This window comes from Agrobacterium tumefaciens, from assembly GCF_005221385.1.
Taxonomy (GTDB): domain Bacteria; phylum Pseudomonadota; class Alphaproteobacteria; order Rhizobiales; family Rhizobiaceae; genus Agrobacterium; species Agrobacterium tomkonis.
Genome location: NZ_CP039903.1, coordinates 1,135,185 through 1,157,376 on the forward strand (window position 1 = coordinate 1,135,185; position 22,192 = coordinate 1,157,376).

At 58.6% G+C, this 22,192-nt stretch carries 27 protein-coding genes and 1 riboswitch; of the genes, 14 read left to right on the forward strand and 13 right to left on the reverse strand.

Going from position 1 to position 22,192, the window contains the following annotated elements:
- Positions 1-7 precede the first annotated feature (7 nt).
- From CFBP6623_RS05670 to CFBP6623_RS05680, 3 genes are all read left to right on the forward strand, one after another.
- Positions 8-514, forward strand: coding sequence for a DUF934 domain-containing protein (locus tag CFBP6623_RS05670; RefSeq protein ID WP_046800197.1), 507 nt, complete (start codon positions 8-10; stop codon positions 512-514).
- Positions 515-662: 148 nt separating this feature from the next.
- Positions 663-1,475: a ferredoxin--NADP reductase gene (locus tag CFBP6623_RS05675; protein WP_035217416.1), complete on the forward strand. Its 813-nt coding sequence runs from the start codon at positions 663-665 to the stop codon at positions 1,473-1,475.
- Between the two features lie 164 nt (positions 1,476-1,639).
- Entirely contained in the window at positions 1,640-2,155 is a 516-nt protein-coding gene (locus CFBP6623_RS05680; protein ID WP_046800196.1) for a hypothetical protein, read from the forward strand.
- A gap of 44 nt (positions 2,156-2,199) precedes the next feature.
- Here the strand turns inward: CFBP6623_RS05680 and CFBP6623_RS05685 are convergent, their stop codons facing one another.
- The 8 genes from CFBP6623_RS05685 to CFBP6623_RS05720 form a co-directional block, all read right to left on the reverse strand.
- Complete coding sequence (locus tag CFBP6623_RS05685) at positions 2,200-3,003, reverse strand: endonuclease/exonuclease/phosphatase family protein (protein WP_046800195.1); 804 nt, start codon at positions 3,001-3,003, stop codon at positions 2,200-2,202.
- A gap of 188 nt (positions 3,004-3,191) precedes the next feature.
- Positions 3,192-3,749 carry a fasciclin domain-containing protein gene (locus CFBP6623_RS05690; protein ID WP_046800194.1) on the reverse strand — a complete coding sequence of 186 codons (558 nt, stop codon included), beginning with the start codon at positions 3,747-3,749 and terminating at the stop codon, positions 3,192-3,194.
- A 166-nt stretch (positions 3,750-3,915) separates the two neighbouring features.
- The gene (locus CFBP6623_RS05695; RefSeq protein WP_046800193.1) at positions 3,916-4,632 is read right to left on the reverse strand and encodes an anti-sigma factor; all 717 of its coding nucleotides are present in this window, start codon (positions 4,630-4,632) and stop codon (positions 3,916-3,918) included.
- Positions 4,629-5,171, reverse strand: coding sequence for a sigma-70 family RNA polymerase sigma factor (locus tag CFBP6623_RS05700; RefSeq protein WP_046800192.1), 543 nt, complete (start codon positions 5,169-5,171; stop codon positions 4,629-4,631). Before CFBP6623_RS05700 ends, CFBP6623_RS05695 begins: the two co-directional genes overlap by 4 nt.
- A gap of 153 nt (positions 5,172-5,324) precedes the next feature.
- The gene (gcvP, locus tag CFBP6623_RS05705) at positions 5,325-8,189 is read right to left on the reverse strand and encodes an aminomethyl-transferring glycine dehydrogenase (RefSeq protein WP_046800191.1); all 2,865 of its coding nucleotides are present in this window, start codon (positions 8,187-8,189) and stop codon (positions 5,325-5,327) included.
- Positions 8,189-8,551 (reverse strand): glycine cleavage system protein GcvH, encoded by a 363-nt coding sequence (gene gcvH, locus CFBP6623_RS05710; protein ID WP_046800190.1) that lies wholly within the window; start codon positions 8,549-8,551, stop codon positions 8,189-8,191. Before gcvH ends, gcvP begins: the two co-directional genes overlap by 1 nt.
- Positions 8,552-8,579: 28 nt before the next feature.
- The gene (gcvT, locus tag CFBP6623_RS05715) at positions 8,580-9,719 is read right to left on the reverse strand and encodes a glycine cleavage system aminomethyltransferase GcvT (RefSeq protein ID WP_046800189.1); all 1,140 of its coding nucleotides are present in this window, start codon (positions 9,717-9,719) and stop codon (positions 8,580-8,582) included.
- 153 nt (positions 9,720-9,872) lie between these two features.
- Positions 9,873-9,960, reverse strand: a riboswitch (glycine riboswitch).
- A gap of 124 nt (positions 9,961-10,084) precedes the next feature.
- Positions 10,085-10,270 (reverse strand): DUF3008 family protein, encoded by a 186-nt coding sequence (locus tag CFBP6623_RS05720; protein WP_046800188.1) that lies wholly within the window; start codon positions 10,268-10,270, stop codon positions 10,085-10,087.
- A 174-nt stretch (positions 10,271-10,444) separates the two neighbouring features.
- On the opposite strand from CFBP6623_RS05720, the gene CFBP6623_RS05725 reads away from it, so the two are divergent.
- Positions 10,445-10,825, forward strand: a complete 381-nt coding sequence (locus CFBP6623_RS05725) for a hypothetical protein (RefSeq protein WP_080842152.1) — start codon at positions 10,445-10,447, stop codon at positions 10,823-10,825.
- Positions 10,826-10,914: 89 nt separating this feature from the next.
- Positions 10,915-11,895: a copper chaperone PCu(A)C gene (locus CFBP6623_RS05730; protein ID WP_046800186.1), complete on the forward strand. Its 981-nt coding sequence runs from the start codon at positions 10,915-10,917 to the stop codon at positions 11,893-11,895.
- A gap of 224 nt (positions 11,896-12,119) precedes the next feature.
- On the opposite strand, the gene CFBP6623_RS05735 is transcribed toward CFBP6623_RS05730, so the two are convergent.
- Positions 12,120-12,440 carry a hypothetical protein gene (locus tag CFBP6623_RS05735; protein ID WP_046800185.1) on the reverse strand — a complete coding sequence of 107 codons (321 nt, stop codon included), beginning with the start codon at positions 12,438-12,440 and terminating at the stop codon, positions 12,120-12,122.
- 203 nt (positions 12,441-12,643) lie between these two features.
- Between CFBP6623_RS05735 and crcB the strand changes: the two genes are divergently transcribed.
- From crcB to CFBP6623_RS05765, 6 genes are all read left to right on the forward strand, one after another.
- The gene (gene crcB / locus CFBP6623_RS05740) at positions 12,644-13,021 is read left to right on the forward strand and encodes a fluoride efflux transporter CrcB (protein ID WP_046800184.1); all 378 of its coding nucleotides are present in this window, start codon (positions 12,644-12,646) and stop codon (positions 13,019-13,021) included.
- A 66-nt stretch (positions 13,022-13,087) separates the two neighbouring features.
- Positions 13,088-14,077, forward strand: coding sequence for an RluA family pseudouridine synthase (locus tag CFBP6623_RS05745; protein ID WP_046800183.1), 990 nt, complete (start codon positions 13,088-13,090; stop codon positions 14,075-14,077).
- Positions 14,078-14,083: 6 nt separating this feature from the next.
- The gene (locus tag CFBP6623_RS05750) at positions 14,084-14,746 is read left to right on the forward strand and encodes an HAD family hydrolase (RefSeq protein ID WP_046800182.1); all 663 of its coding nucleotides are present in this window, start codon (positions 14,084-14,086) and stop codon (positions 14,744-14,746) included.
- A gap of 32 nt (positions 14,747-14,778) precedes the next feature.
- A complete protein-coding gene (locus CFBP6623_RS05755; RefSeq protein ID WP_046800181.1) occupies positions 14,779-15,573 on the forward strand; it encodes an ATP12 family chaperone protein in 795 nt (264 codons plus the stop codon).
- 60 nt (positions 15,574-15,633) lie between these two features.
- The gene (locus tag CFBP6623_RS05760) at positions 15,634-16,122 is read left to right on the forward strand and encodes a hypothetical protein (RefSeq protein ID WP_046800180.1); all 489 of its coding nucleotides are present in this window, start codon (positions 15,634-15,636) and stop codon (positions 16,120-16,122) included.
- 232 nt (positions 16,123-16,354) lie between these two features.
- Positions 16,355-16,744, forward strand: coding sequence for a RidA family protein (locus CFBP6623_RS05765; RefSeq protein WP_046800179.1), 390 nt, complete (start codon positions 16,355-16,357; stop codon positions 16,742-16,744).
- A gap of 59 nt (positions 16,745-16,803) precedes the next feature.
- Here CFBP6623_RS05765 and fghA read toward each other — a convergent pair whose 3' ends face one another.
- From fghA to CFBP6623_RS05780, 3 genes are read right to left on the reverse strand one after another with little or no spacing between them, the layout of a single operon-like run.
- Positions 16,804-17,637 (reverse strand): S-formylglutathione hydrolase, encoded by an 834-nt coding sequence (fghA, locus tag CFBP6623_RS05770; protein WP_046800178.1) that lies wholly within the window; start codon positions 17,635-17,637, stop codon positions 16,804-16,806.
- Between the two features lie 31 nt (positions 17,638-17,668).
- Complete coding sequence (locus CFBP6623_RS05775; protein WP_046800177.1) at positions 17,669-18,346, reverse strand: DUF1345 domain-containing protein; 678 nt, start codon at positions 18,344-18,346, stop codon at positions 17,669-17,671.
- A 25-nt stretch (positions 18,347-18,371) separates the two neighbouring features.
- Positions 18,372-18,827, reverse strand: coding sequence for a YaiI/YqxD family protein (locus CFBP6623_RS05780; protein ID WP_046800176.1), 456 nt, complete (start codon positions 18,825-18,827; stop codon positions 18,372-18,374).
- 166 nt (positions 18,828-18,993) lie between these two features.
- Between CFBP6623_RS05780 and CFBP6623_RS05785 the strand changes: the two genes are divergently transcribed.
- Positions 18,994-19,446 (forward strand): DUF5680 domain-containing protein, encoded by a 453-nt coding sequence (locus CFBP6623_RS05785; protein ID WP_046800175.1) that lies wholly within the window; start codon positions 18,994-18,996, stop codon positions 19,444-19,446.
- A gap of 32 nt (positions 19,447-19,478) precedes the next feature.
- Positions 19,479-20,282 carry a hypothetical protein gene (locus CFBP6623_RS05790; protein ID WP_046800174.1) on the forward strand — a complete coding sequence of 268 codons (804 nt, stop codon included), beginning with the start codon at positions 19,479-19,481 and terminating at the stop codon, positions 20,280-20,282.
- A 66-nt stretch (positions 20,283-20,348) separates the two neighbouring features.
- Here the strand turns inward: CFBP6623_RS05790 and CFBP6623_RS05795 are convergent, their stop codons facing one another.
- Positions 20,349-21,005 (reverse strand): peroxiredoxin, encoded by a 657-nt coding sequence (locus tag CFBP6623_RS05795; RefSeq protein WP_035217366.1) that lies wholly within the window; start codon positions 21,003-21,005, stop codon positions 20,349-20,351.
- A gap of 353 nt (positions 21,006-21,358) precedes the next feature.
- Between CFBP6623_RS05795 and CFBP6623_RS05800 the strand changes: the two genes are divergently transcribed.
- Positions 21,359-22,009, forward strand: coding sequence for a glutathione S-transferase family protein (locus tag CFBP6623_RS05800; protein WP_046800173.1), 651 nt, complete (start codon positions 21,359-21,361; stop codon positions 22,007-22,009).
- The last annotated feature ends 183 nt before the right edge of the window (positions 22,010-22,192 follow it).

Consider the following 22,192-nt stretch of genomic DNA (forward strand, 5'->3'; position numbering starts at 1 on the left):
GAGTGTCATGACAAAAATCTGGAACCGCGACGGCTTCGTGGAAAACGATCCCTGGGTAATCGAAACGGAAGAGGTGAAAGCGACAGCCGTGCAAAAGCCAGTGCTGCCGCTCGCCGATTTCCTCATCCGTGCGGCGGAAAGCAACGATACAGGCCTTGGCGTGCTGATTGCGCCGGCCGACGACGTCGCCCGTCTTGAGCCTTACCTTGACCGTATCGACCTCGTAGCCGTGAGTTTCCCAGCCTTCAATGATGGCCGTGGTTTCAGCCACGCTTCGCTGCTGCGCAACCGCCTGGGTTTCAGAGGCGAGGTGAGGGCAGTCGGCGACGTGTTGATCGACCAGGTGCCGCCGATGCTGCGCACCGGCTTTACCAGTTTTGCGGTGACGAACGGCACGGCGATCCGCCGCCTGTCCGAAAATCGCCTGCCGGAAATCCCGGTTTATTACCAGCCGACGGCCCGGCCGGCAGCGGGCGGCGAGGCCTATAGCTGGCGTCGGCGTGCGTCTCTGTGACACGTTGCGCGGAAATATGATTTTTTGATACATATTTCCTGAGCACATAGCAGTTGTGATATTCTCATGCCTTCAAACCTCGGCAAAAATGGTATAATTGCCCGGTTGGAGAATGTCGCTTATCGAATAAGAATGGACGGAACCTGAAATGAACGCGCCAGCCAAGACGGAAGATTTCGCGATCAAGATACCTGATGGTGTTTACGCCGAGACGGTTTTATCGGTGGAGCACTATACGGATCACCTGTTCCGTTTCCGCATGACGCGTCCGGCCGGCTTCCGTTTCCGTTCCGGCGAATTCGCCATGATCGGCCTGATGGTCGGAGAAAAGCCGATCTACCGCGCCTATTCCATCGCCAGCCCCGCCTGGGATGAGGAACTGGAATTCTTCTCGATCAAGGTTCCCGACGGCCCGCTGACCTCCCATCTTCAGGCGATCAAGCCCGGCGATACCGTTCTGATGCGCAAGAAGCCGACAGGCACGCTGGTTCTGGATGCGCTGACGCCCGGCAGACGGCTCTATATGTTCTCGACCGGCACCGGCATTGCTCCTTTCGCAAGCCTGATCCGCGACCCCGAGACCTATGAAAAGTTTGAAGAGGTCATCCTCACCCATACCTGCCGCGATGTGGCCGAGCTGAAATACGGCTTCGATCTGGTTGAGGAAATCCGCAACCACGAATTCCTGAACGAGATCGTCGGCGACAAGCTCAAGCATTATGCGACGGTGACCCGCGAGGACTACCCCTTCAAGGGCCGCATCACCACGCTGATCGAAAATGGCAAGCTGTTTGCCGATCTCGGCGTTCCGGCGCTTGATCCGGAAATTGATCGCGGCATGATCTGCGGTTCCTCGGCCATGCTGAAGGACACCAAGGAACTGCTTGAAAAGGCAGGTCTGAACGAAGGCGCCAACAACAAGCCCGCCGAATTCGTCATCGAGCGCGCTTTCGTCGGCTGACGGCGCGGGTCCCACGCGAACACATTGAGACAGGAGGCCCGCAACGGCCTCCTTTTTTGTTTTAAGGCTGTTGATGAGGCCGGAACGGCAAATCGTCGGACTGGAACATCCGGAGGCGATGGCGCGTTATCGTTCGAAGGAAACCGAACCGGCGAAACCGTCCAATGGAAAAAACAGAAAGAATACGCACCACCATCATTGCTTTTGCAGCGAGCCTTTTCACCGCGCTGCCGGCAGTCGCCGATGAAAGCGCGTTTCTGTCATCACTCGAGGGTACATGGACTGGCAAGGGCACGGTGATCACCCGTATCGGCGCGCCGGCCGTCAACGTTAATTGTACGCTGAATTCCGATGCACGGCAGACAGCTTTGCGCATGTCTGGTACCTGCCGTGGGCTTCTGGTGGTAAAGCGGGCGATTGCAGCCGATCTCGCCGCCAGCGGCGCGCGTTACAGCGGCACCTACACAGGCCCGTCCGGCCGCCCTTCGGCACTGGCGGGCAATCGCCGGGGAAATGCGATCAATCTGACCGTTCGCTGGAACCGTGATATCAACGGTGACCGTGTCGCCGCCATGACAATCGAGAAGGTCGGCAATAATGGCCTGCGGCTGCGTACCACCGACAAAGACGGCAGGACCGGAAAGACGGTAGTGACGAGCGATATCCAGCTGGTGCGTTAACTGGATTCAGCTGATTTTGACGGCGCACATGAGCGTCCGGTTTCTCAACTGAATTCGAGCAACAGCGGGCAATGATCCGAAACTTCGGGCTGTCTCACAACGTCGAAGTGATCGATCTTCACAGCCGGATTGACCAGCATGTAATCCGCATAGCGGTTTTGCTTGGTGTAATGCGAAGTCCGCGTGTCGGTAAAGCCGCGCGTCGTAACCAACTCTGTAAGGTCCAGCTCTTTCAGAACAGCAAAAGTCTTGCTGTCAGGCAAGACATTGAAATCACCACAGACGATGATCCGGTCACCAGCCTCCGCGATGTTTCTGACGAGCTGGGCGAGACGCGTCGCCTGCGCCAGCCGTGCGGCGCTATCGTGTTTGCCGTTGGGGTCTCGCAGGCCGTGCATGTGGGCGATGACGGCGGGCTGGCCGGTTGTGAAATCGAAAATACGAACGGCGTGGGCGGTTCGCGATCTCGGGTGATCGCCATATCCATCGGCCGAAAAGGTGCCATGTACGAAACCTTGCACCTGCGCGACAATGGCAATGGATTTACGCACGAAGGTCGCCAACCCCCATTGCGACGGGTATCGTGTTTCGCCGTGCCAGAGATCGCCCTGCGCTGCCGGGCAGAAGACCGCCATATGATCGGGCAGGGCGTCTGCGACATCCCGCAGGAAATTCGCCCTCTGCGGCAGGTCGATGCCGTGATCGCGATAGGCTAGCCAGTCCTGCGTGGCAGCCGGCGTATGCACCACTTCCTGCAGACACAAAATATCGGGATCGGAAGAAGAGAGATAGGGAACAAGCTCGTCGTGAAGCTTTCCGCCCCAGCCGTTCAGGCAGATCAGACGCATTCACACTCCATTGCTGCAGGATTGCATGATCCCGTTTAGCATGGAACCGCCGACGATCAATCATGTCCAGCCATTTCAGGATGTGGAGGTGTCGTCGCCCGAATATCAAAGGCCCGGATGTTTCCGGGCCTTTGATAAGGGTTCAAGCCGAATGGCTCATCCGGCCATTTTGTGTCATGCCGCGACAGTTACATCTTCGGCAGCAACACCTTGTCGATGACATGAATGACGCCATTGGATTGCTTGACGTCAGCGATGGTTACATGAGCAACCGTGCCGTTCTCGTCCGTCAACGTGATTTTGCCCATGCTTTCCTTGGCCTTAAGCACGCAGCCGCCGACGGTCTTCACGTCATGCTCGCCCTTGTCATCCTTGATCATCTTTTCGATGGCGGGTGACAGTGCATTGGCGGCGACCACGTGGCAGGTCAGCACCTTGACCAGCTTCTCCTTGTTCTCGGGCTTCAGAAGATCGTCGACCGCACCCTTCGGAAGGGCCGCGAAAGCCTCGTTGGTCGGCGCGAACACCGTGAACGGACCTTTTCCTTGAAGTGTTTCGACAAGGCCGGCAGCCTTCACCGCTGCGACAAGCGTTGTATGGTCTTTCGAGTTCATCGCATTTTCAACGATGTTCTTGTCCTCGAACATTGCGGCGCCGCCAACTTTGGGGTTCGCGGCATAAGCGGAAACCATGCCGATGGAAAGAGCTGCGGCCAGCGTCAGGGCGCGAACAGAAACGTTGTACATCGTTATTCCTCCTTGGTGACTTCCAAACCCCGAAAGGCATTTCTTCCGGTGGCCGCTATCGGTCATCCGTAGCGATACAAGAGACGGAAGCCGGCGCCTCGAAGTTTCAGGCGAGCCAGGAAAAATGATAACCAATTGACTTTAATGATGAATATCTGTGCTTCAGCTATAAGCGACGCGCAGTGCCTGATGCGACGATCGGGCCGGTGGGAAGGCCGGTGGGCGAACCGCCGAACGGTTCAAGGCTGACGGCAAATACGGAACCTTCACCGAGTGTGCGTTGTATCTCGGGTGAAATGATCATTTCCGCATCAACCTTCGCGTCGATGATGCCGAGCGACTTCGGATTGCCCGTCGGTGGTACCACCCACAGTTCAAGCGACCGGCGTTCACCGCCGTCCGCTGCAACCGGTGTGATTTTCAGGCGTCCGCTTGACGCGTCGTAGGACGCCACAAGATCGATCACGTTGCCGGGGGCGGTGAGGTTGGCAACGAGCGGCGCCGTTCGCTTGCCACCCGGTATAAGCAGACCTGACATAAGGGCAATGGCAACGACAGCCGCGAGTGAGGAGACAAGCGATACGCTGCGCCAGAAGACGAGTGACTGCCAGAGCGAAGCAGTGGAACGATCGGGGCTGTTGGCGAAGAGGCGATTTTCGATACGGCTGAATATTGCGGCGTCGGGTGGGATCTCGCCATAGGCATCGTTGAACGATGCGGTATCGATCTGCCAGCGCTCCACGAGGCGCTGAAAGTCGGCATCATCCGTCATGCGCTTCTCGACCAGCCGGCGCTTTTCCAGCGAAAGAAGGCCAAGCACATATTCAGCCGCAAGGACTTCATCCTGCGGCGTGTCGCCATGACTATGTTCGCCAGATATCATCGTTCCATGCACTCTCTCAGTTTCAGCAGGCTGCGGCGAAGCCACGTCCGCACCGTGTTGAGCGGTGCATTCATGTCTTCCGCAAGTTCCGCATAACTCATGCCCTCCACATAGGCTCGCCGCACAGCGTTGGCTTGGTCCGGCCGCAGCTCCTCCATACACCTGTCGATCCGCCGGCCTTCATCGCGCATCACGGTTTGCGTTTCCGGGTCCAGAGTCACCTGGTCTTCAAGGTCCAGCAGGGTATCGATGTCATCGCTCACGGGTCTCCGCGCCCGGATGACATCAATACAGTGGTTTCGAGCGACGGTGGAAAGCCACGTCAGCGCATGCCCCGAGCGACTTGCGAAGGAATGCGCTCTTTGCCAGATTCTGATATAGATTTCCTGCAATGCCTCTTCCGCATCCGTCCGGTCCTTTAAGATACGGATGCAGATTGCAAAAAGTTTCGGGCTGGTTGCCTGGTAAAGCGTGGCGAAGGCGGAGCGGTCTCCGAGCGCAACGCGCCCGATCAGGACAGCAATCTCATCGCCTTGCATCCGCACATTCTCCGCCTCGTCCGCAAGTTAGACAAGCAGATACGAAAAAACACAAGACCCCGGCCGCGAGAAAGCCGGGCCAGGTCACACCGCCACTTCTGCCATAAAAAAAGCCCGGAGCGATCCGGGCTTTTGTCTTGAGCTAAACAAAGTTTACTCTGCCGCTTCGGCATAATCTTCCATCGGCGGGCAGGTGCAGATGAGGTTGCGGTCACCATAGACATTGTCGATGCGGTTGACCGGCGACCAGTATTTGTCGATGCGGAACGCGCCGGGCGGGAAGCAGCCCTTTTCGCGGCTATAGGGACGATCCCATTCACCGACGAGGTCTTCTACCGTGTGCGGCGCGTTCTTCAGCGGATTGTTGCTCTTGTCCGCACGGCCTTCCTCGATGTCGCGGGCTTCCTCGCGGATCGCCAGCATGGCATCGCAGAAACGGTCGATTTCCGCCTTGGTCTCGGATTCGGTCGGCTCGATCATCAGCGTGCCGGCCACCGGCCAGCTCATGGTCGGCGCGTGGAAACCGCAATCGACAAGGCGCTTTGCCACATCGTCCACCGTCACGCCGCAGCTATCCGCGAGCGGGCGAGTGTCGATGATGCATTCATGCGCCACGCGACCGGTCTCGGACTTGTAGAGCACGTCGTAAGCGCCCTTCAGCCGTTCCGCGATATAGTTGGCATTGAGGATCGCCACCTTGGTCGCCTGCGTCAGCCCTTCGCCGCCCATCATCAGGCAATAGCTCCAGGAGATCGGCAGGATCGACGGCGAGCCGAAGGGAGCAGCAGACACCGCACCCTCACGGCCGTCCGTCGAAGGATGACCCGGAAGGTAAGGAGCAAGATGCGCCTTGACGCCGATCGGTCCCATGCCGGGGCCGCCGCCGCCATGCGGAATGCAGAAGGTCTTGTGCAGGTTGAGGTGCGAAACATCAGAACCGATATCGCCGGGACGGGCGAGACCGACCATGGCGTTCATGTTGGCGCCGTCGAGATAGACCTGACCGCCTTGGCTGTGCGTGATCTCGCAGATCTCTCGAACCGTCTCCTCGAACACGCCGTGGGTGGACGGATAAGTGATCATGCAGCACGAGAGGTTTTCCGCATACTGCTCTGCTTTTGCACGGAAATCATCGATATCGATGTCGCCGTTATCCCGCACTTTCACCGGCACGACTTTCATGCCGACCATCTGCGCCGAGGCAGGATTGGTGCCATGTGCGGAAGTCGGAATGAGGCAGACGTCACGATGGGTGCCGCCATTGGCGAGGTGAAAGTTACGGATGGTGAGAAGCCCTGCATATTCCCCCTGCGCACCGGAATTCGGCTGCATGGAGAAGGCATCATAACCGGTGACCGAGCACAGCTTTTCGGAGAGATCGTCGATCATTTCCTTGTAACCGAGCGCCTGATTGGCCGGCACGAAGGGATGGATGTCGGAAAATTCCGGCCAGGTGATCGGCAGCATTTCCGCCGTGGCGTTCAGTTTCATGGTGCAGGAACCGAGCGGGATCATGGAGCGGTCGAGCGCCAGATCACGGTCCGAAAGGCGGCGGATGTAACGGGTCATCTCGCTTTCGGCGCGGTTCATGTGGAAGATCGGATGCGTCATGTACTGGCTGGTGCGCAGCAGTTCTTTCGGCAGGCGATAGTCCGGCTCGAAATCCGAGATCGAGAAATTGCCGCCGAAAGCACGCCAGACGGCCTCAAGCGTTGCCGGGCGCGTACGCTCGTCAAGGCTCATGCCGATCTTGGTCGCGCCGACCTTGCGCAGGTTCACGCCTTCAGCCACGGCCGAACGCAGGATGACGCCCTGCATATGGCCGACTTCGACGGTGATGGTGTCGAAGAAGGTTTCCGGCTCGATGGTGTAGCCGAGCTTTTCCAGCCCCTTGGCCATCAGCACGGCCTTCTGGTGGGTCTGCTGGGCAATCGCCTTGATGCCCTGCGGACCGTGGAAGACGCCATACATCGAAGCCATGACGGCAAGCAGCACCTGCGCGGTGCAGATGTTCGACGTCGCCTTTTCGCGGCGGATATGCTGTTCGCGGGTCTGCAGCGACAGGCGATAGGCACGGTTGCCGCGCGCATCGACCGAAACGCCGACCAGACGGCCGGGCATGGAGCGCTTATGCGCATCCTTGACGGCCATGTAAGCCGCATGCGGGCCACCATAACCGACCGGAACGCCGAAACGCTGCGAGGTGCCGATGGCGATGTCTGCGCCCATTTCGCCGGGAGACTTCAGAAGCGTCAGCGCCAGAAGATCGGCGGCGACGGCGGCAATCGCGCCCGTCTGATGCAGGCGGGAAATCAGGCCGGAGAAATCGCTGACATGGCCGTGCGTGCCCGGATACTGGAAGATCGCGCCGAACACATCGACCGGATCGAGATCGGTGAAGGGATTGCCGACGATCACTTTCCAGCCGAGCGGGGCCGCACGGGTCTCGATCAGCGCAATGGTCTGCGGGTGGCAATTGGCATCCACGAAGAAGGCGGTTGCCTTGGACTTGGCGACGCGCTGGCACATGGCCATGGCTTCCGCCGCCGCTGTCGCTTCATCGAGCAGCGATGCGTTGGCGACATCGAGACCGGTCAGATCGCAGACCATGGTCTGGTAGTTCAGCAGCGCCTCAAGACGGCCCTGGCTGATTTCCGGCTGGTAGGGCGTATAGGCCGTGTACCACGCGGGGTTTTCCAGAATGTTGCGCTGGATGACCGGCGGCGTGATGGTGCCGTAATAGCCCTGGCCGATCAGCGAGGTCAGCACCTGGTTCTTGTTGGCCGTCTCACGAAGACGGTCGAGCGCCTCGCGTTCGGTCAGCGCCGCACCCCAGGTGAGCGGTACCTTCTGGCGGATGGAGGAGGGAACGGTGGCGTCGATCAGCGCGTCGAGGCTCTTATAGCCAACGACCTTCAGCATCTCCGCCATTTCCGACGGCGACGGCCCGATGTGACGCCGGTTGGCGAAATCATAGGGCTGATAGTCGGTGAAATGGAATTCGGTGGGCGTCGTCATTACGCGATCAGCTCCTTGTAGGCTGCTTCATCGAGCAGCGTATCGGCATCCGCCGCATTGGAAAGCTTCAGCTTGAAGAACCAGCCGGCACCCTGCGGGTCGGAATTGACCAGCGAGGGATCATCAACGATGGCCTGGTTGATTTCGACCACTTCGCCATCCAGCGGACAATAAACATCGGAAGCCGCCTTGACGGATTCAACGGTCGCTGCATCGCCATCCTTTGCGAAGGTGGCGCCCACTTCCGGCAATTCGACGAAAACCAGATCGCCGAGCTGTTCAGCGGCGTGGCTGGTGATGCCAACGGTGGCGATATCGCCTTCGAACTTCAGCCATTCGTGTTCTGCGGTAAATTTCAGCATCGTATTCTCTCCGGAGATGGGATGAAGATTATCGTTTATAGGTGGGCTTGATGAAGGGCAGGGCGGCGACGGTGACGGGCAGATATTTGCCGCGCACTTCCGCAAAGACAGCCGTGCCGGGAGCAGCGTAGGAAACAGGCACGTAGCCCATGGCGACGGGACCCTCGACCGAAGGACCGAAGCCGCCGGAAGTCACTTCGCCGATTTCCGTCTTGCCCTCGGCATCCGCGAAAAGCTTGGAATGGCCGCGCACCGGCGCCTTGCCTTCCGGCTTCAAACCGACGCGGCGGCGCGATGTACCGTCCTTGAGTTCGCCGAGAATACGCTCGGATCCAGGAAAACCGCCTTCACGATCACCGCCGGCGCGGCGCGCCTTCTGGATTGCCCATTCAAGCGAGGCTTCGATGGGGGAGGTCGTGGTGTCGATGTCGTTGCCATAGAGACAAAGGCCGGCTTCGAGCCGCAGGCTGTCGCGCGCGCCAAGCCCGATGGCTTCGCAATCGGGATGTTCGAGCAGGGCCTTGGCGATCTCGTCTGCCTTTTCGGCCGGCACGGAGATTTCAAAACCGTCTTCACCGGAATAACCGGAACGGGAAACGATGCAGGGCACGTCGTGCAGTGGCACTTCCTGCACGTCCATGAACTTCATTTCGGACACGCCAGCCCACAGTTCCGCCAGCACTTCTTCGGCGCGCGGTCCCTGCAGCGCGATCAGTGCGCGGTCGTCGAGGAGGGTGATTTCGCAGGTGCCGGAAAGATGCGCCTTCATATGGTCGACATCGGCATCCTTGCAGGCCGCATTAACGACGACGAAAAGATGGTCGCCGCGATTGGTGATCATCAGGTCATCGAGGATATGGCCGTTGTCGTCGGTAAAGAAGCCGTAGCGCTGGCGGCCTTCCTTCAGGCCGAGAATATCGACGGGAACCAGCGTCTCAAGCGCGCGTGCGGCATCGGCGTTGTCGCCAGACTTGGCCTTCACAATAACCTGGCCCATATGGGACACGTCGAACAGACCGGCGGAAGTGCGGGTCTGAAGATGCTCCTTCAGCACACCAGCCGGATATTGCACCGGCATGTCGTAACCGGCAAACGGCACCATGCGGGCGCCGAGCGAAACATGCAGGGAATGAAGCGGCGTGGTTTTAAGCTCGGCGGTATCGTCCAAGGACGCCTCCAGGGTTGCGCGAGATATCGCGCGGGCTCAGGTCATGGCGCAAGACGCGCCGGTTCAAGAGCCCCCTCTGTCCTTGTCGCCTGAGATTGTTATCCCTTCGGCGAGCCGTCCTTTAGATCAAGGTGGCTTCTCTCCAGAGTTCCGTCGTCACCGCTGGTCCTTTTGCCTGAGAGTTTCCGGGGCGGTTGCTCCTTCGGCACCGCAGTGTAGCGGCTTCTCCCAACGATGATGCGACGCTCATTATCTTCGAAGCCCCGCTGTTGGCAAGGACCAAATGACGCATCTGAACAGATTCTTGCTCCATCTGCGCCATCGGCAGCGCTGTGGTGGGTGACGAGTTGGAAACCGGGACAATATCAGTGGGATTTTTTCTCCGGCAGGCCCTTGCGTTTCGTTGATGCGAGATCATCAAGTTCCTTTTCTGTCATGGACTTCTCCATGCTTTTTGAAGCACCTTGTAAACTGGATTTTTTGACTTCGCCGCGTTTGGCGGCCAGTGCTGCACCCGCCGCTTTCTGCTGGGCTTTTGATTTGGCTGGCATGTCTGCCTCCTTTGAAACGATCGTTCCAGCAGGGAAATGCCGCCTAGTGACGATTGTTCCCTTGCGAGAAGTCAAGCATGCGGCAAAATTCCCCTTTGAAATCGGCCGGAAAGCGGGATATCGCATGATGTCATGGATGCAAACAGAAACCGACGACTGACAGGGATGGAGAGAATGCTTCGCATTTTCTGCGCGGCCTTGATGTTGTCGCTCGGTTTTGCCCACAAGCCCGTGCTGGCGGCAGCGCCGACGGTCTCTCTGGACGAGAGCTACCGGCTGCCGGACGGCACCTTTGCGGAAATCTGCCTTGGCCACGGCGATGGCGTCAACGTCTCCCACGGCAAGGACGATCCGGCCCATTCCGGCGATGCCATGCTGTTTTGCGAGGCCTGCCTGCTGGCCTCGTCCATTCTTGTGCCGATACCCGATACGGAAGGCTGGCTGAGGACCGAATTCTCTTGGCTCGACAATCGCCTGACCGCTAAATGGAGCTTCCGCTCTGTCCTGACGATCCAGAAACCCGCAGCGCGGGGGCCTCCATCCCTGTCCGCCTGATTTTTCGTTTTACCGGATCATCACCGCCTGAGGGCGGCACGGAGCGACTGCCAAAGCCCTGATGGGATGCAGTCGAAGGGACAAGAGACATGAAGACCACCAAAATCATCACCTGCACGTTGTTCGTTGCCTCGGTTTCGACCGCGCAGGCTTTCGCCCACGCCACTTTCGTTGACGGCTCGGCCGAGCAGGAAAGCACCGTCGTCGCGGCGCTGCAGGTACCGCACGGTTGCGACGGCGGGCTTGCAACGACAGAAGTGCAGATAAAGCTGCCGGAAGGCTTCATTTCCGCCAAGCCGCAGCCCAAGGCCGGCTGGGAGCTGGAAGTCATCAAGGGTGATTACCAGAAGGCCTACAAGAACCACGGCAAGGAAATCAAAAGCGGTCCGGTCGAAATCCGCTGGAAGGGTGGCAACCTGCCAGATGAGTTTTATGACACCTTCGCCGTTCAGGGTAAAATCTCCGGCATCGAAGCCGGACAGGATCTGCCCTTCAAGGTGACGCAGCTTTGCGGCGACAAGGGAAAGGTTTCCTGGGATGAGGTTGCGGCCGCCGGTGTCGATCCGCATTCGCTGAAAAGCCCCGCCCCAACCATTCGCGTTGCCGCAAAGGCGGCCCATGCTGCCGGAGGCCATGATCATGGCGCCATGGATATGGATGTTGTGAAGGCCGGCATGCTTGAGGTTTCCGGCGGTGCCACCAAGGCCATGCTGCCGGGCCAGCCGGTTGGTGGCGGTTACGTGACGATCAAGAATGCCGGTACCAGCGACGACAAGCTGATCGGCGTGGAATCCTCCGCTTCCGGCCGCGCCGAAATCCATGAGATGGCCATGGTCAACGACGTCATGAAGATGCGCAAGCTGGATGACGGCATCGTCATCCCCGCCGGCCAGACGATTGAGCTGAAGCCCGGCGGCCTGCACATGATGTTCTTCGACGTGAAGAAGCCCTTTGCCGAAGGCGACAAAGTGCCGGTGACGTTGATCTTTGAAAAGGCCGGTAAGGTCGAGATCGTACTCTCTGCCGCCAGCGCGGCCAAGGGCAACGGCGGCGACCACCAGCATAACTGATCAATAAAGAGCGGCTACCGGAACGCGTGACAGATCCGGTAGCCGCAAGCTTTTTTATTGTTATATCTTGTTTTCAGCGCCGTGGCGGAAAAGGCGTGATGGCCATCGCCTCCGTGATTTTTCCGGCATTCGGTTGAAAATACTTAGAAAATCATCCTGACACCAGCCTGAACGTCGAAGGCCTGCTGATGGCGCGCCTGTATTCAGAAATAAAATTAAAATATTCAGGTATCAAACTGATTTAAATTACTGTTTTCTGATTTGGTTTTCGCATTGTTTTCCTCATAGGCCTCTACGGCCTGTTCGAGCGTCGCCTGCGGTTCGTGACGCTGGCTGGCGGCGGTCAGGAAATAGAGGGTGAGCGCCGGCGGCTTTATTGCCGTCATCAGGGCTCGGAGCTGGAAGTCGTCGCCATGTTCGGCCTTGCGCGCCAGTTCGTGAATGGCTTCTTCGACCTCGCTCTTGCGGGGCACGCGTTGCGACGGCTTCACTGCCTCCAGCGCATAGGCTGCCGTATTCGCAGAAACGGAAAGAACCTGTGTCATCCAACCTCCGGCTATTTTCGCCGACCCTTAAAAATTGGAGATTAGCATCTGCGTCTTGTTGGAAGGCTAAATCGCGGAGCTGCAATTTAATCGTATTTTAGTGGACGCATGCGGCGGGTAGAGGGCTTTCGCCTGCGATTATGATGGTCTAAAAATCCGTTGGACTGCCCGGTCCGGCCATTTCCTCCGGAGACACAATCCCCATGGTTAATATCGCTCTTGTCGCCGCCGGCGGCGCAATTGGTTCCGTTTTCCGTTATCTGGTCGGCGTCTTGAGCGTTCGGCTGGCGGGGTTGAATTTTCCCTGGGGAACGCTGGCGGTCAATGTGGTCGGATCGTTCCTGATTGGTCTTCTGGTCGAGCTGGTGGCGCGGCGATTGAATGCCTCGATGGAAATGCGCCTGTTTCTCGTCACCGGTGTGCTTGGCGGCTTCACGACATTTTCGTCCTTCTCGCTTGATGCGGTAGCACTTTTCGAGCGCGGTGCGTTCGGCCTTTCGGCCGTTTACGTGCTTGCAAGCCTTGCGGTTTCCATCGCTGCGGTTTTTGCCGGGCTGGCCTTGGGCCGCAGTTTGTTCTAAAGGCTTGATCCAAACGGCGCGCCGGCGAACAGAGCGCGCGATCAAGACAGAAAGACTGGAAATTTCATGGCAGGTATCGAGCATATCAAGGTCGAGGCCGACGAGGCCGGTATGCGCCTCGATCGCTGGTTCAAGATTCACTATCCGGGCCTTGGTTTCGGGCAATTGCAGAAGCTGCTGCGCTCCGGCCAGGTGCGCGTGGATGGCGGTCGGGTGAAGACGGATGCGCGGGTGCAGCCGGGGCAGATGGTGCGCGTGCCGCCCGTTGATTCCGACCTCAAGGTCAAAACCGGCCCGATTGGATCGAAGGACCTCAAACATTCGGAAGACGCTGAACTTCTGGCGCGTATGCTCTTGCATGAGGACGACAAGGTTTTCGTTTTCAACAAGCCGGCCGGCATTGCCGTGCAGGGTGGCTCCGGCGTAAACCGGCATATTGACGGGCTTCTGGAAGCCTGGACGAGCCCGAAGGGCGAAAAGCCACGTCTGGTGCACCGTCTGGACCGCGATACGTCAGGCGTGCTGGTGGTTGCCCGCACAAGAGGCGCCGCGCAGAAGCTGACGGCCGCCTTCCGCGAGCGCGATACCAAGAAGACCTATTGGGCGCTGGTCAAGGGCGTGCCGCGCAAACACCAGGACAAGATTTCCACCTGGCTCGTCAAGGAACAGACGATGGATGGCGACCGCATGCGCATCGCCAAACACGGCGAGGAGGGGGCCGATCACGCCATTTCCTATTACCGTGTCATCGATACCGCCGCGCAGAACCTCGCCTGGCTGGAAATGGAACCCTATACCGGCCGCACCCACCAGCTTCGCGTTCATGCGCTGCATATGGGACACCCGATCATCGGCGATCCCAAATATTACATCGACGATCCGAACTGGGATTTCCCGGGCGGTATCCAGAAGCGCCTGCATCTGCATGCGCGCCATATCGACATACCGCACCCTAACGGCGGCCGCCTTCGGGTCAGCGCGCCTTTGCCGCCGCATATGGTGCAGACTTGGAACCTGCTTGGCCTTGATGTGGCCGATGGCGATAGGGAAGACTGACATCAGATGAAACTGGTTCTTTTCGATTGCGACGGCACCCTGGTTGACAGCGCCGGCCTTATCCATGCCGTGATGGCCGACACGTTTGCCGATTTCGGAAAGCCGCGCCCTGATATCTCGCAGACCAAGGCGATCATCGGCCTGACGCTCGATATCGCCATCGCCCGCATGCTCGGCAAGACGCATGTGGATGACGAGGCGCAGGCGATGACGGCGCGTTATCGCGAAATCTATCATCCGATCCGGGAGCGCCCGGGCATGATCGAACCGCTTTTCGACGGCATCGCGCCGCTGATCGACGCGCTTTCGAAACGCGACGACGTGTTGATCGGCGCGGTCACCGGCAAGGGCAGGCGCGGGCTGACCCATATTCTCGAAACTCACGGTTTTGCAGATCACTTCATCGTTTCGCGCACGGCGGATGATTGCCCCTCTAAGCCGCATCCGGCCATGGTAATGGAATGCTGCCATGAAACCGGCATGGTTCCGGCCGACACTGTTGTCATCGGCGACGCAATCTATGACATGCAGATGGCCAAGGCGGCGGGCGCAAAAGCCATCGGCGTCGCCTGGGGTTATGCCTCGGTCGACGATCTCTGGAACGCGGGCGCAGATGCCGTCGTCGGCCACCCGCGTGAAATCCCGGCCTATGTTCCGGCCGATATTTGACAAACCTTCTAGCTGACTGATGAGGACGTGCCATGCGTGATCTCCTGAACGACCTTACGGAGGGCCTGAGCCATCCCGACCCGATCCTGCGTGCGCAAATCCAGATGCAGAAGCCTTTGCCGAAGCGGTTCTATAAGGATGTGACCGTCGCGGATGTGGAGGAGGGCGGATTTACCATCCATCTTGATGGCAAGCCGTTGCGCACACCCGCCAAGAAGCCGCTGATCGTTCCGACGAAGGCGCTCGCGGACCTGCTTCGCGACGAATGGGATGCGCAGAAGGAAGTGGTGAACCCGGTGGTTATGCCTGTTTCGCGGCACGTGAACACGGCCATCGACGGCATCGCCAACGACACCCAGGCGGTTTTCGAAGACATTCTCCGTTTTTCCTCCTCCGATCTCCTGTGCTACCGCGCCGGCGATCCGGAAGCGCTGGTTCAGCGTCAGACTGACCATTGGGACCCGGTGCTGGACTGGGCCGCCAATGTGCTCGGTGCCCGTTTCATTCTCGTTGAAGGCGTCATGCATCGCGACCAGCCGCGCGAGGCCATAGCTGCCTTCGCGGTGACGCTGAGGAAATACGATACGCCGATTGGGCTTGCCGCCCTGCATACCATGACCTCGCTGACCGGCTCCGCTATTCTGGCGCTCGCACTGGCGGAAAGACAGCTGACGCTGGAAGAAACCTGGGCGCTTGCCCATCTCGACGAAGACTGGACCGCCGAACAATGGGGTGAGGACGAGGAGGCGCTGGAACGCCGCGCCGTCAGGCTCATCGACATGCGCGCCGCGCTCCATGTTCTGGAGTCGCTGAAGAGCGCTTCTTAACGCTTTTCTAACCCTGATGATCGAATATGCGGTTACCTCACGTTAGGGGAGCCGCTGATCATGAACACCACGCTGAAACGCCTTGGCATTGTCTTGCTGGCGTGTTTCACGCTCATGTCTTTCAGGCTGGAACCGGAAGCGACCAATGCCGACCGGTTGCTTTACGATGTGCGTGGCGCATTCGTCGCCGCACGCCCCGATGTCGCGCCAGCACTGATGCAGTCCATCCATGCTCAGGTACAGAGTGCTATCAGGACGACGGCGCGTGGCGAGACCAGACCACGCGTTGTGCTGACGATCCGTCTTGCATCCGTCACGCGCGCGCCGTTCCTGTTTGGAGAGCGGGCCTCAGCAAAGGTGATCGTCCGTGCCGCGGCCGTGGCAACGGGCGAGGTGATCGCCGAGGCCAAATTCACCGCCACCGTTGTCAGCTTCGACAATCAGTCCATCGAGCAGGAGCTGGCTTATGGCGTCGCCGAAAGGGTGATCCGTGAATTCCGGCTGAACCGCTCCGGCCCGACGACACTGGCGACGGCGCTTTTTCCATAAACGGGACGCGAGGCAAGCGCGCGAAAGCTATTCTTCTCTTTCGCTGTGGAAACCTCTGCCTCAAAAAAAAATGCGTCATGACGTCCATAGATTCACATACGTTACGTATCTTAATTGACATACGCTGCGTACGTCACTATCTCGCATACGTAACGTATGTGAAATGACGTTCGAAGTGTTGAAAGCAGTGCTTCGCCGTCCATTGTCACTCAACCCAAGAGAGAGATGCAAAATGACCGAACGCGAAGCGATTTTCCCTGCCAACAGGCACGCGCTTTACGAGGAACACGGCTATTCCGCAGCTATTCGCTCCGGTGACCTTCTGTTCGTTTCCGGCCAGGTTGGCAGCCGTACCGACGGAACGCCTGAACCGGATTTTGAACGGCAGGTCCGGCTGGCCTTTGAGAACCTGAAAGCCACGCTTGAGGCGGCGCGCTGCACCTTTGACGACATAGTCGACATAACGACGTTCCATACGGACCCGGAAAACCAGTTTGGAACCATCATGAAGGTCAAAGAGGAGATTTTCAGCAAATCTCCGTACCCGAACTGGACTGCCGTTGGTGTCAACTGGCTCGCCGGATTCGATTTCGAGATCAAGGTCATTGCCCGCATCCCGTAATATCAGGCCAGGCCTGAAAGGGCGGCGCTCTCAGGGCGCCGCCAGCCTTGTCTTCATCCTTATTTCAGCCGCTCGGCGTGCCACTTCAGATGGTCATCCATGAACGTGGAGATGAAATAATAGGAATGGTCGTAGCGATCATGCATGCGCAATGTCAGGCCGATATCCGTGCCCTTGATCGCCTCTTCGAACAACCAGGGGCGCAGACCTTTTTCAAGGAAACTGTCTGCCTTGCCCTGATCGATCAGGAACTCGGGAAAACGGGCGCCGTCCTCAACCAGTGAGCAGGCGTCATATTGGCGCCATTTGGCACGGTCGGCACCGAGATATTTTTCGAGCGCCGGTTCTGACCAGTCGGCGGAAGAGGGTGCCACAATCGGTGCAAAGGCGGAGCAGCTTTTGAAACGCTCGGGGTTCCTGAGCGCAATGGTCATTGCACCATGGCCGCCCATCGAATGGCCGAAGATGCCCTGGCGGCTCATATCTGCACGGAAGTGCTGGCCGATGAGGGCCGGCAGCTCTTCCGTCACGTAGCTGTACATATGGTAGTGCTCGGACCACGGCGCCTCGGTGGCGTCGAGGTAAAAGCCGGCACCCTTGCCCATCTGCCAGTTGGTCAGCTCATCCGGCACGTCATTGCCGCGCGGGCTGGTGTCCGGGCAGACGATGATCAAGCCCAGTTCGGAAGCCATGCGGCGATATTCGCCCTTTTCCATGACATTGGCATGGGTGCAGGTGAGTCCGGAGAGATACCAGACAACCGGGCAGGGCTCGTGGATCGCTTTCGGCGGCACATAGACCGCAAAGGTCATCTCGGATTTCAGGGTTTCAGATGTGTGCGAAAATACGCCCTGCATGCCGTCAAAAGCCGTATTTTGCGAAATGATATTCATGAGGCCATTCCTTTGAGAAGAGTTTTCCGGTTCAGCCCGCAAGCGAGACCGCGGCATTCACAGCCGCCGCAACCAGAACCGTATTGAAAAAGAAAGAAACGATGGAGTGCAGCAGCGTAACCTTGCGCATGGCGGTCGTTGTCACCCCCACATCCGATGTCTGCGCTGTCATGCCGATCACCACGGCGAAATAGAGGAAGTCGTAACCGCAGGGTTCTTTCGTCGCCGGAAAATCCATGCCGCCGCGATGCTGGCGCTTGCCATCCACCGTGGCCGGCCGCCAGTACAAATGCGCATAGTGCAGGGCCGTCATGGTGTGGATCGTCAACCAGCCGAAAATCACCGAGGCAAAAGCGATGAGCAGGGTCCAGACGGTCTCGCCCGTGTGATTGAGCGCCTGAAACAAAGAGACAACGGCAACCGCCACCGCAAGCAGTGTGACGGCGATGATGGCGATTGCCGGAAGATCGTCGCTATCGGCATGGGCCTTCAGATGCTGCGCCGTCAATCCCGGCAGACGAAAGGCAACCAGCGTCAGATAGGTCAAGAAAAACAGAACGGCCGCCATTTCTACGGCAAGCGACGGCGCAAAGGCTAATGCCAGACCGAGACCAAGAGCACCGGCGAAAAAAGCGAACACGAAAGGCTGATGTCGGCGAAAGGCATTGCTTCCTGTAGTCGTGGGGCTTTTCGGTTTGGCCGTGGTCATGGGCGGCACCTTTCTGTTTGCAGCATCATTTTTTGACACGGCGGCAGAAGCGGTCAAGCGTCTCCAGAAAAGCGGAGCGGTCGCGCGGTGAAAAAGCTGCGTTATATCCCTTGCTCTCACCGGTTTCGCGCAGATGCGCGCCAAGATCGCGCATCGCCGTCGCCATCCCGATATTCGACTGGTCAAAAACGCGACCCGTCGGCCCGGTCACAAGCGCCCCCTTGGCGACGCAGCGGCCGGCCAGCGGCACATCGGCGGTGATGACAATATCGTTCTCACTCGCATGATCGGCGATCCAGTCGTCCGCGGCGTCGAAACCAGCGGAAACAATGACGTTTTTCACCATGGGATCACGCGATGGGCGCAGACCGGAATTGGCAACAAAGGTCACTTCCAGCCCATGTCGTTCCGCCACCTTGAGAATCTCCGGCTTCACGGGGCAGGCATCGGCATCGACATAGATTTGCGGCTTTTGCGTCATGGGCACTCTTTTCGGATAATTCCTGCCACGCTTCTAAGCGCAAACGCCGCGATTACCAAGCCCGTCATTGCTGAAATGCGGGTTCGATGCCGAGTAGGGGCCGCACTTGCGACCACGCTGAAAATCGCCTATGTTCCCTTTATGTTCTTACCCCGAAAGGTTTCCCATGCTGGAAGAGTTCATCGTGCGGGCCAAGTCTGCCACTTATGTCGGCGGCGGCAACAAATCCGCGACGCCCACGCGCAAGGGATCACACGATCTCGGCTATCAGAGCGGCGACTGGCATTATATCGACAGCTATTTCGGGGGAACCGATTTCATCGGGCAGGAGGTCGTCTGGCATCAGGGAACGGCGGTGTGGGCGATGAGTTATTACGGCCGCATCCTCCGGCCCGACATGATCGACGGCGCCACGGCTGGCAGTGTCATTCAGCGGTCGCTTTCCACGCTCTATCGTGAGGGCCGGTTCCTTGGCGGCTTCACCCACCCGGTGGAAAATCTGGTCTATGTCGATACGAATGAAGGTGAATTCCGGTCCTTCACCGGCATTGAGCGCATTTACCGGGGCCATGTCGAGACGTACCGGCTTGACTATCATGGCGGGATCATAAAGCCATAGAGCGCAGGAAATGCCATGGACGGGAATTTGCAATGGCAAATGGCGACACTCTATTTTTCAAGGCGACACTCTATTTCGACAGCGAACCCACGATCTCTGATTTGACCCTCACACAAGCGTGGGGCGAGGAGGGATATGAATGTGAGCGGCTGAGCGAAAAGGGCGTTTTTGACGGCCTGCGCGGTTCGACCAGGGTTTTTGTCGGCAGTCCCGGGCCGGTCGTAGCGGCGCCGGTTGCGCCGGCCCAATATCCGGCAGTCGCAGAGGCCAGGGTCGACTGGTCAAAGACCTTTTGCGTCGATGCCAAAGCGGCATATGACGATTTCAGCCGCGCAACACATCAGTGCGAGTTCAGATTCCTCATCATGGCGGATGAGGACAATCCTGAAATCGCCCATAACGAGATCGCCTCAGCCCTGCTCGGCATTCATCAGGTCGCTCCCATGCAGGCCGTTGCATTGCATTATCTCGACATGATCGTCGGCCGCGCCAATCTCGATGACTATCTGAATTATGCAAACAGCCATCTCGACCAACCGCAGCAAATGGCGGCGATGCTGGCCTTCGGAGCCTTCGTGACGGAGGAGGGGGAAAAGATCAGGGCCTGGACAACGGGTCTGGAACATTTCGGCCAGACGAATCTGCTTTTCGAAACCCCGGCCGGAGATGCGACGGAAGCGCTTCTCACCCTATTCGGCCTCGGGCATCTCGTCGTCAACGGGCGACGCTTCGCTGCCGGCGAAGCCATAACATCTTTCGACCTTCTTGCGCGTTTTACGCCCGCCGAACTCGATGCCCGGCCAATGCTGCGCGTCGTCAGGCAGGACGCCGGCTAGAGCCTGCTGTCGTACCTAAGGGAGAATGGGACGATGATGTTTCACCGCCCCATCACAGGCTTCAAATCAGCCGGGCTGCTTGGTCTTGCGCAGATACGGAAGAACCGTGTCGTAAGAACCGAAACGGGCGATCGCATCCTCGTTGGAAACGGCGGCGGTGATGATGACATCCTCGCCCTGCTTCCAGTTGGCCGGTGTCGCCACCTGGTGCTTGGACGTGAGCTGGATGGAATCGATGGCGCGAAGGATTTCCTCAAAATTGCGGCCGGTGGTCATCGGGTAGGTGAGGACCAGCTTGATCTTCTTGTCTGGACCGATGACGAAAACGGAGCGCACGGTGGCGTTGTCGGCAGGCGTGCGGCCCTCGGAGCTGTCGCCAGCGCCGGCCGGCAGCATGTCATAGAGCTTTGCCACCTTCAGGTCCTTGTCGCCGATCAGCGGATAATCGACATTGAAACCGGTCGCGGTGCGGATGTCGTTTTTCCATTTTTCATGGCTTTCGACCGGATCGACAGAAATGCCGATGATCTTGACGCCGCGTTTTTCAAATTCCGGCTGCAGGCCGCCCATTGCGCCGAGTTCCGTGGTGCAGACCGGCGTGAAATTCTTCGGATGCGAAAACAGCACCGCCCATCCGTCGCCGATCCAGTCGTGAAAGCTCACCGGCCCATGGGTCGTCTCGGCGGTGAAATCAGGTGCTATGTCGTTGATACGCAGGCTCATCTGATAGTCTCTCCCTAATGATTTGAACTGAAATCCTGATGGTTTCGGCAATCCGTGTCCGGCGCCGGAGCTTAGAGTGTCTGCGCAAAATGGCCAGCCTTTTCATCGCGCCCCGGTGGCGTCGCAGAGCAGGGGAAGTTTGCGAAGTTTCCGTGAAGCGCAATGATGTTCCATGGCAGATATTCGGTGCAGACACTGCTGCCCCAAAGGCGCGTGCGTGAGTCAGGATTGTTTTCGATAGTCGATTTGCCTATTCTGACGAAACGCTACCATGCCGCTCCGGCCGGCTCTGAGAACCGACACGAAAAACTGCGCGACGCCGTCTCCAAACCCCGATGTTGTGGAGAATACCGATGACGATCACGATTACCACCTTTGAACGCTCACCCGACGGCGGCAAGGGCCTCGCCCGCGACATGCGCGTTCGTTGGGCGTTGGAAGAGGTGGGCCAGCCATATGATGTGCGCCTTCTCTCGTTCAAGGCGATGAAGGAACCGGAGCATCTCACGCTTCAGCCTTTCGGGCAGATTCCGACCTATGAAGAGGGCGATCTCGTTCTGTTCGAATCCGGTGCCATCATCTTCCATATAGCCGAGCACCATGCCGGCCTGCTGCCCAAAGAGGCGGATGCGCGGGCGCGGGCGATAAGCTGGATGTTTGCGGCCCTCAGCACCATGGAGCCACCGATCGTCGAGCACTTTGTCACCGGCTTTCTCGAAAGGGACAAAAGCTGGCATGATGAACGCCTTCGAATGGTGGATGAACGCATTCGCAAGCGGCTCGGTGAATTGTCCCGCCGCCTCGGTGGAGCCGATTGGCTCGATGGCGCATTCAGCGCCGGCGATCTGCTGATGGTGTCGGTCCTGCAAAGGATAATAAGTTCAGGCATTCTCGACGAATATCCGAACCTTTCAGCTTATGTGGCCAGAGGCGAAGCACGTCCCGCCTATAAGCGGGCCTTCGCCGATCAGCTGGCGGTTTTCAGAGCTGCGCAGAAAACTTGACCGTCTCAGCCCGAAACATTGACGCGATATGCCATCCCAGGCGACCGGGGCGCGGGTAGGGACCACACGCCCGGCTTGGAAGAGCCGGAAGCTGGGCCATTTCAAGAAAGAACCTGCTGCATCGATCTACTTGTTGGATCAGTCGTTGCCACGCCTTTCGGAGCCTTTAATGCCACGACCCCT

Excerpts from the sequence above, each read along its gene's own strand:
- CFBP6623_RS05670 (WP_046800197.1), top strand. The coding sequence starts at position 8 with ATGACAAAAATCTGGAACCGCGACGGCTTCGTGGAAAACGATCCCTGG.
- CFBP6623_RS05675 (WP_035217416.1), top strand. The coding sequence starts at position 663 with ATGAACGCGCCAGCCAAGACGGAAGATTTCGCGATCAAGATACCTGAT.
- CFBP6623_RS05680 (WP_046800196.1), top strand. The coding sequence starts at position 1,640 with ATGGAAAAAACAGAAAGAATACGCACCACCATCATTGCTTTTGCAGCG.
- CFBP6623_RS05685 (WP_046800195.1), bottom strand. The coding sequence starts at position 3,003 with ATGCGTCTGATCTGCCTGAACGGCTGGGGCGGAAAGCTTCACGACGAG.
- CFBP6623_RS05690 (WP_046800194.1), bottom strand. The coding sequence starts at position 3,749 with ATGTACAACGTTTCTGTTCGCGCCCTGACGCTGGCCGCAGCTCTTTCC.
- CFBP6623_RS05695 (WP_046800193.1), bottom strand. The coding sequence starts at position 4,632 with ATGATATCTGGCGAACATAGTCATGGCGACACGCCGCAGGATGAAGTC.
- CFBP6623_RS05700 (WP_046800192.1), bottom strand. The coding sequence starts at position 5,171 with ATGCAAGGCGATGAGATTGCTGTCCTGATCGGGCGCGTTGCGCTCGGA.
- gcvP (WP_046800191.1), bottom strand. The coding sequence starts at position 8,189 with ATGACGACGCCCACCGAATTCCATTTCACCGACTATCAGCCCTATGAT.
- gcvH (WP_046800190.1), bottom strand. The coding sequence starts at position 8,551 with ATGCTGAAATTTACCGCAGAACACGAATGGCTGAAGTTCGAAGGCGAT.
- CFBP6623_RS05720 (WP_046800188.1), bottom strand. The coding sequence starts at position 10,270 with ATGCCAGCCAAATCAAAAGCCCAGCAGAAAGCGGCGGGTGCAGCACTG.
- CFBP6623_RS05725 (WP_080842152.1), top strand. The coding sequence starts at position 10,445 with ATGCTTCGCATTTTCTGCGCGGCCTTGATGTTGTCGCTCGGTTTTGCC.
- CFBP6623_RS05730 (WP_046800186.1), top strand. The coding sequence starts at position 10,915 with ATGAAGACCACCAAAATCATCACCTGCACGTTGTTCGTTGCCTCGGTT.
- CFBP6623_RS05735 (WP_046800185.1), bottom strand. The coding sequence starts at position 12,440 with ATGACACAGGTTCTTTCCGTTTCTGCGAATACGGCAGCCTATGCGCTG.
- crcB (WP_046800184.1), top strand. The coding sequence starts at position 12,644 with ATGGTTAATATCGCTCTTGTCGCCGCCGGCGGCGCAATTGGTTCCGTT.
- CFBP6623_RS05745 (WP_046800183.1), top strand. The coding sequence starts at position 13,088 with ATGGCAGGTATCGAGCATATCAAGGTCGAGGCCGACGAGGCCGGTATG.
- CFBP6623_RS05750 (WP_046800182.1), top strand. The coding sequence starts at position 14,084 with ATGAAACTGGTTCTTTTCGATTGCGACGGCACCCTGGTTGACAGCGCC.
- CFBP6623_RS05755 (WP_046800181.1), top strand. The coding sequence starts at position 14,779 with ATGCGTGATCTCCTGAACGACCTTACGGAGGGCCTGAGCCATCCCGAC.
- CFBP6623_RS05760 (WP_046800180.1), top strand. The coding sequence starts at position 15,634 with ATGAACACCACGCTGAAACGCCTTGGCATTGTCTTGCTGGCGTGTTTC.
- CFBP6623_RS05765 (WP_046800179.1), top strand. The coding sequence starts at position 16,355 with ATGACCGAACGCGAAGCGATTTTCCCTGCCAACAGGCACGCGCTTTAC.
- fghA (WP_046800178.1), bottom strand. The coding sequence starts at position 17,637 with ATGAATATCATTTCGCAAAATACGGCTTTTGACGGCATGCAGGGCGTA.
- CFBP6623_RS05775 (WP_046800177.1), bottom strand. The coding sequence starts at position 18,346 with ATGACCACGGCCAAACCGAAAAGCCCCACGACTACAGGAAGCAATGCC.
- CFBP6623_RS05780 (WP_046800176.1), bottom strand. The coding sequence starts at position 18,827 with ATGACGCAAAAGCCGCAAATCTATGTCGATGCCGATGCCTGCCCCGTG.
- CFBP6623_RS05785 (WP_046800175.1), top strand. The coding sequence starts at position 18,994 with ATGCTGGAAGAGTTCATCGTGCGGGCCAAGTCTGCCACTTATGTCGGC.
- CFBP6623_RS05790 (WP_046800174.1), top strand. The coding sequence starts at position 19,479 with ATGGCAAATGGCGACACTCTATTTTTCAAGGCGACACTCTATTTCGAC.
- CFBP6623_RS05795 (WP_035217366.1), bottom strand. The coding sequence starts at position 21,005 with ATGAGCCTGCGTATCAACGACATAGCACCTGATTTCACCGCCGAGACG.
- CFBP6623_RS05800 (WP_046800173.1), top strand. The coding sequence starts at position 21,359 with ATGACGATCACGATTACCACCTTTGAACGCTCACCCGACGGCGGCAAG.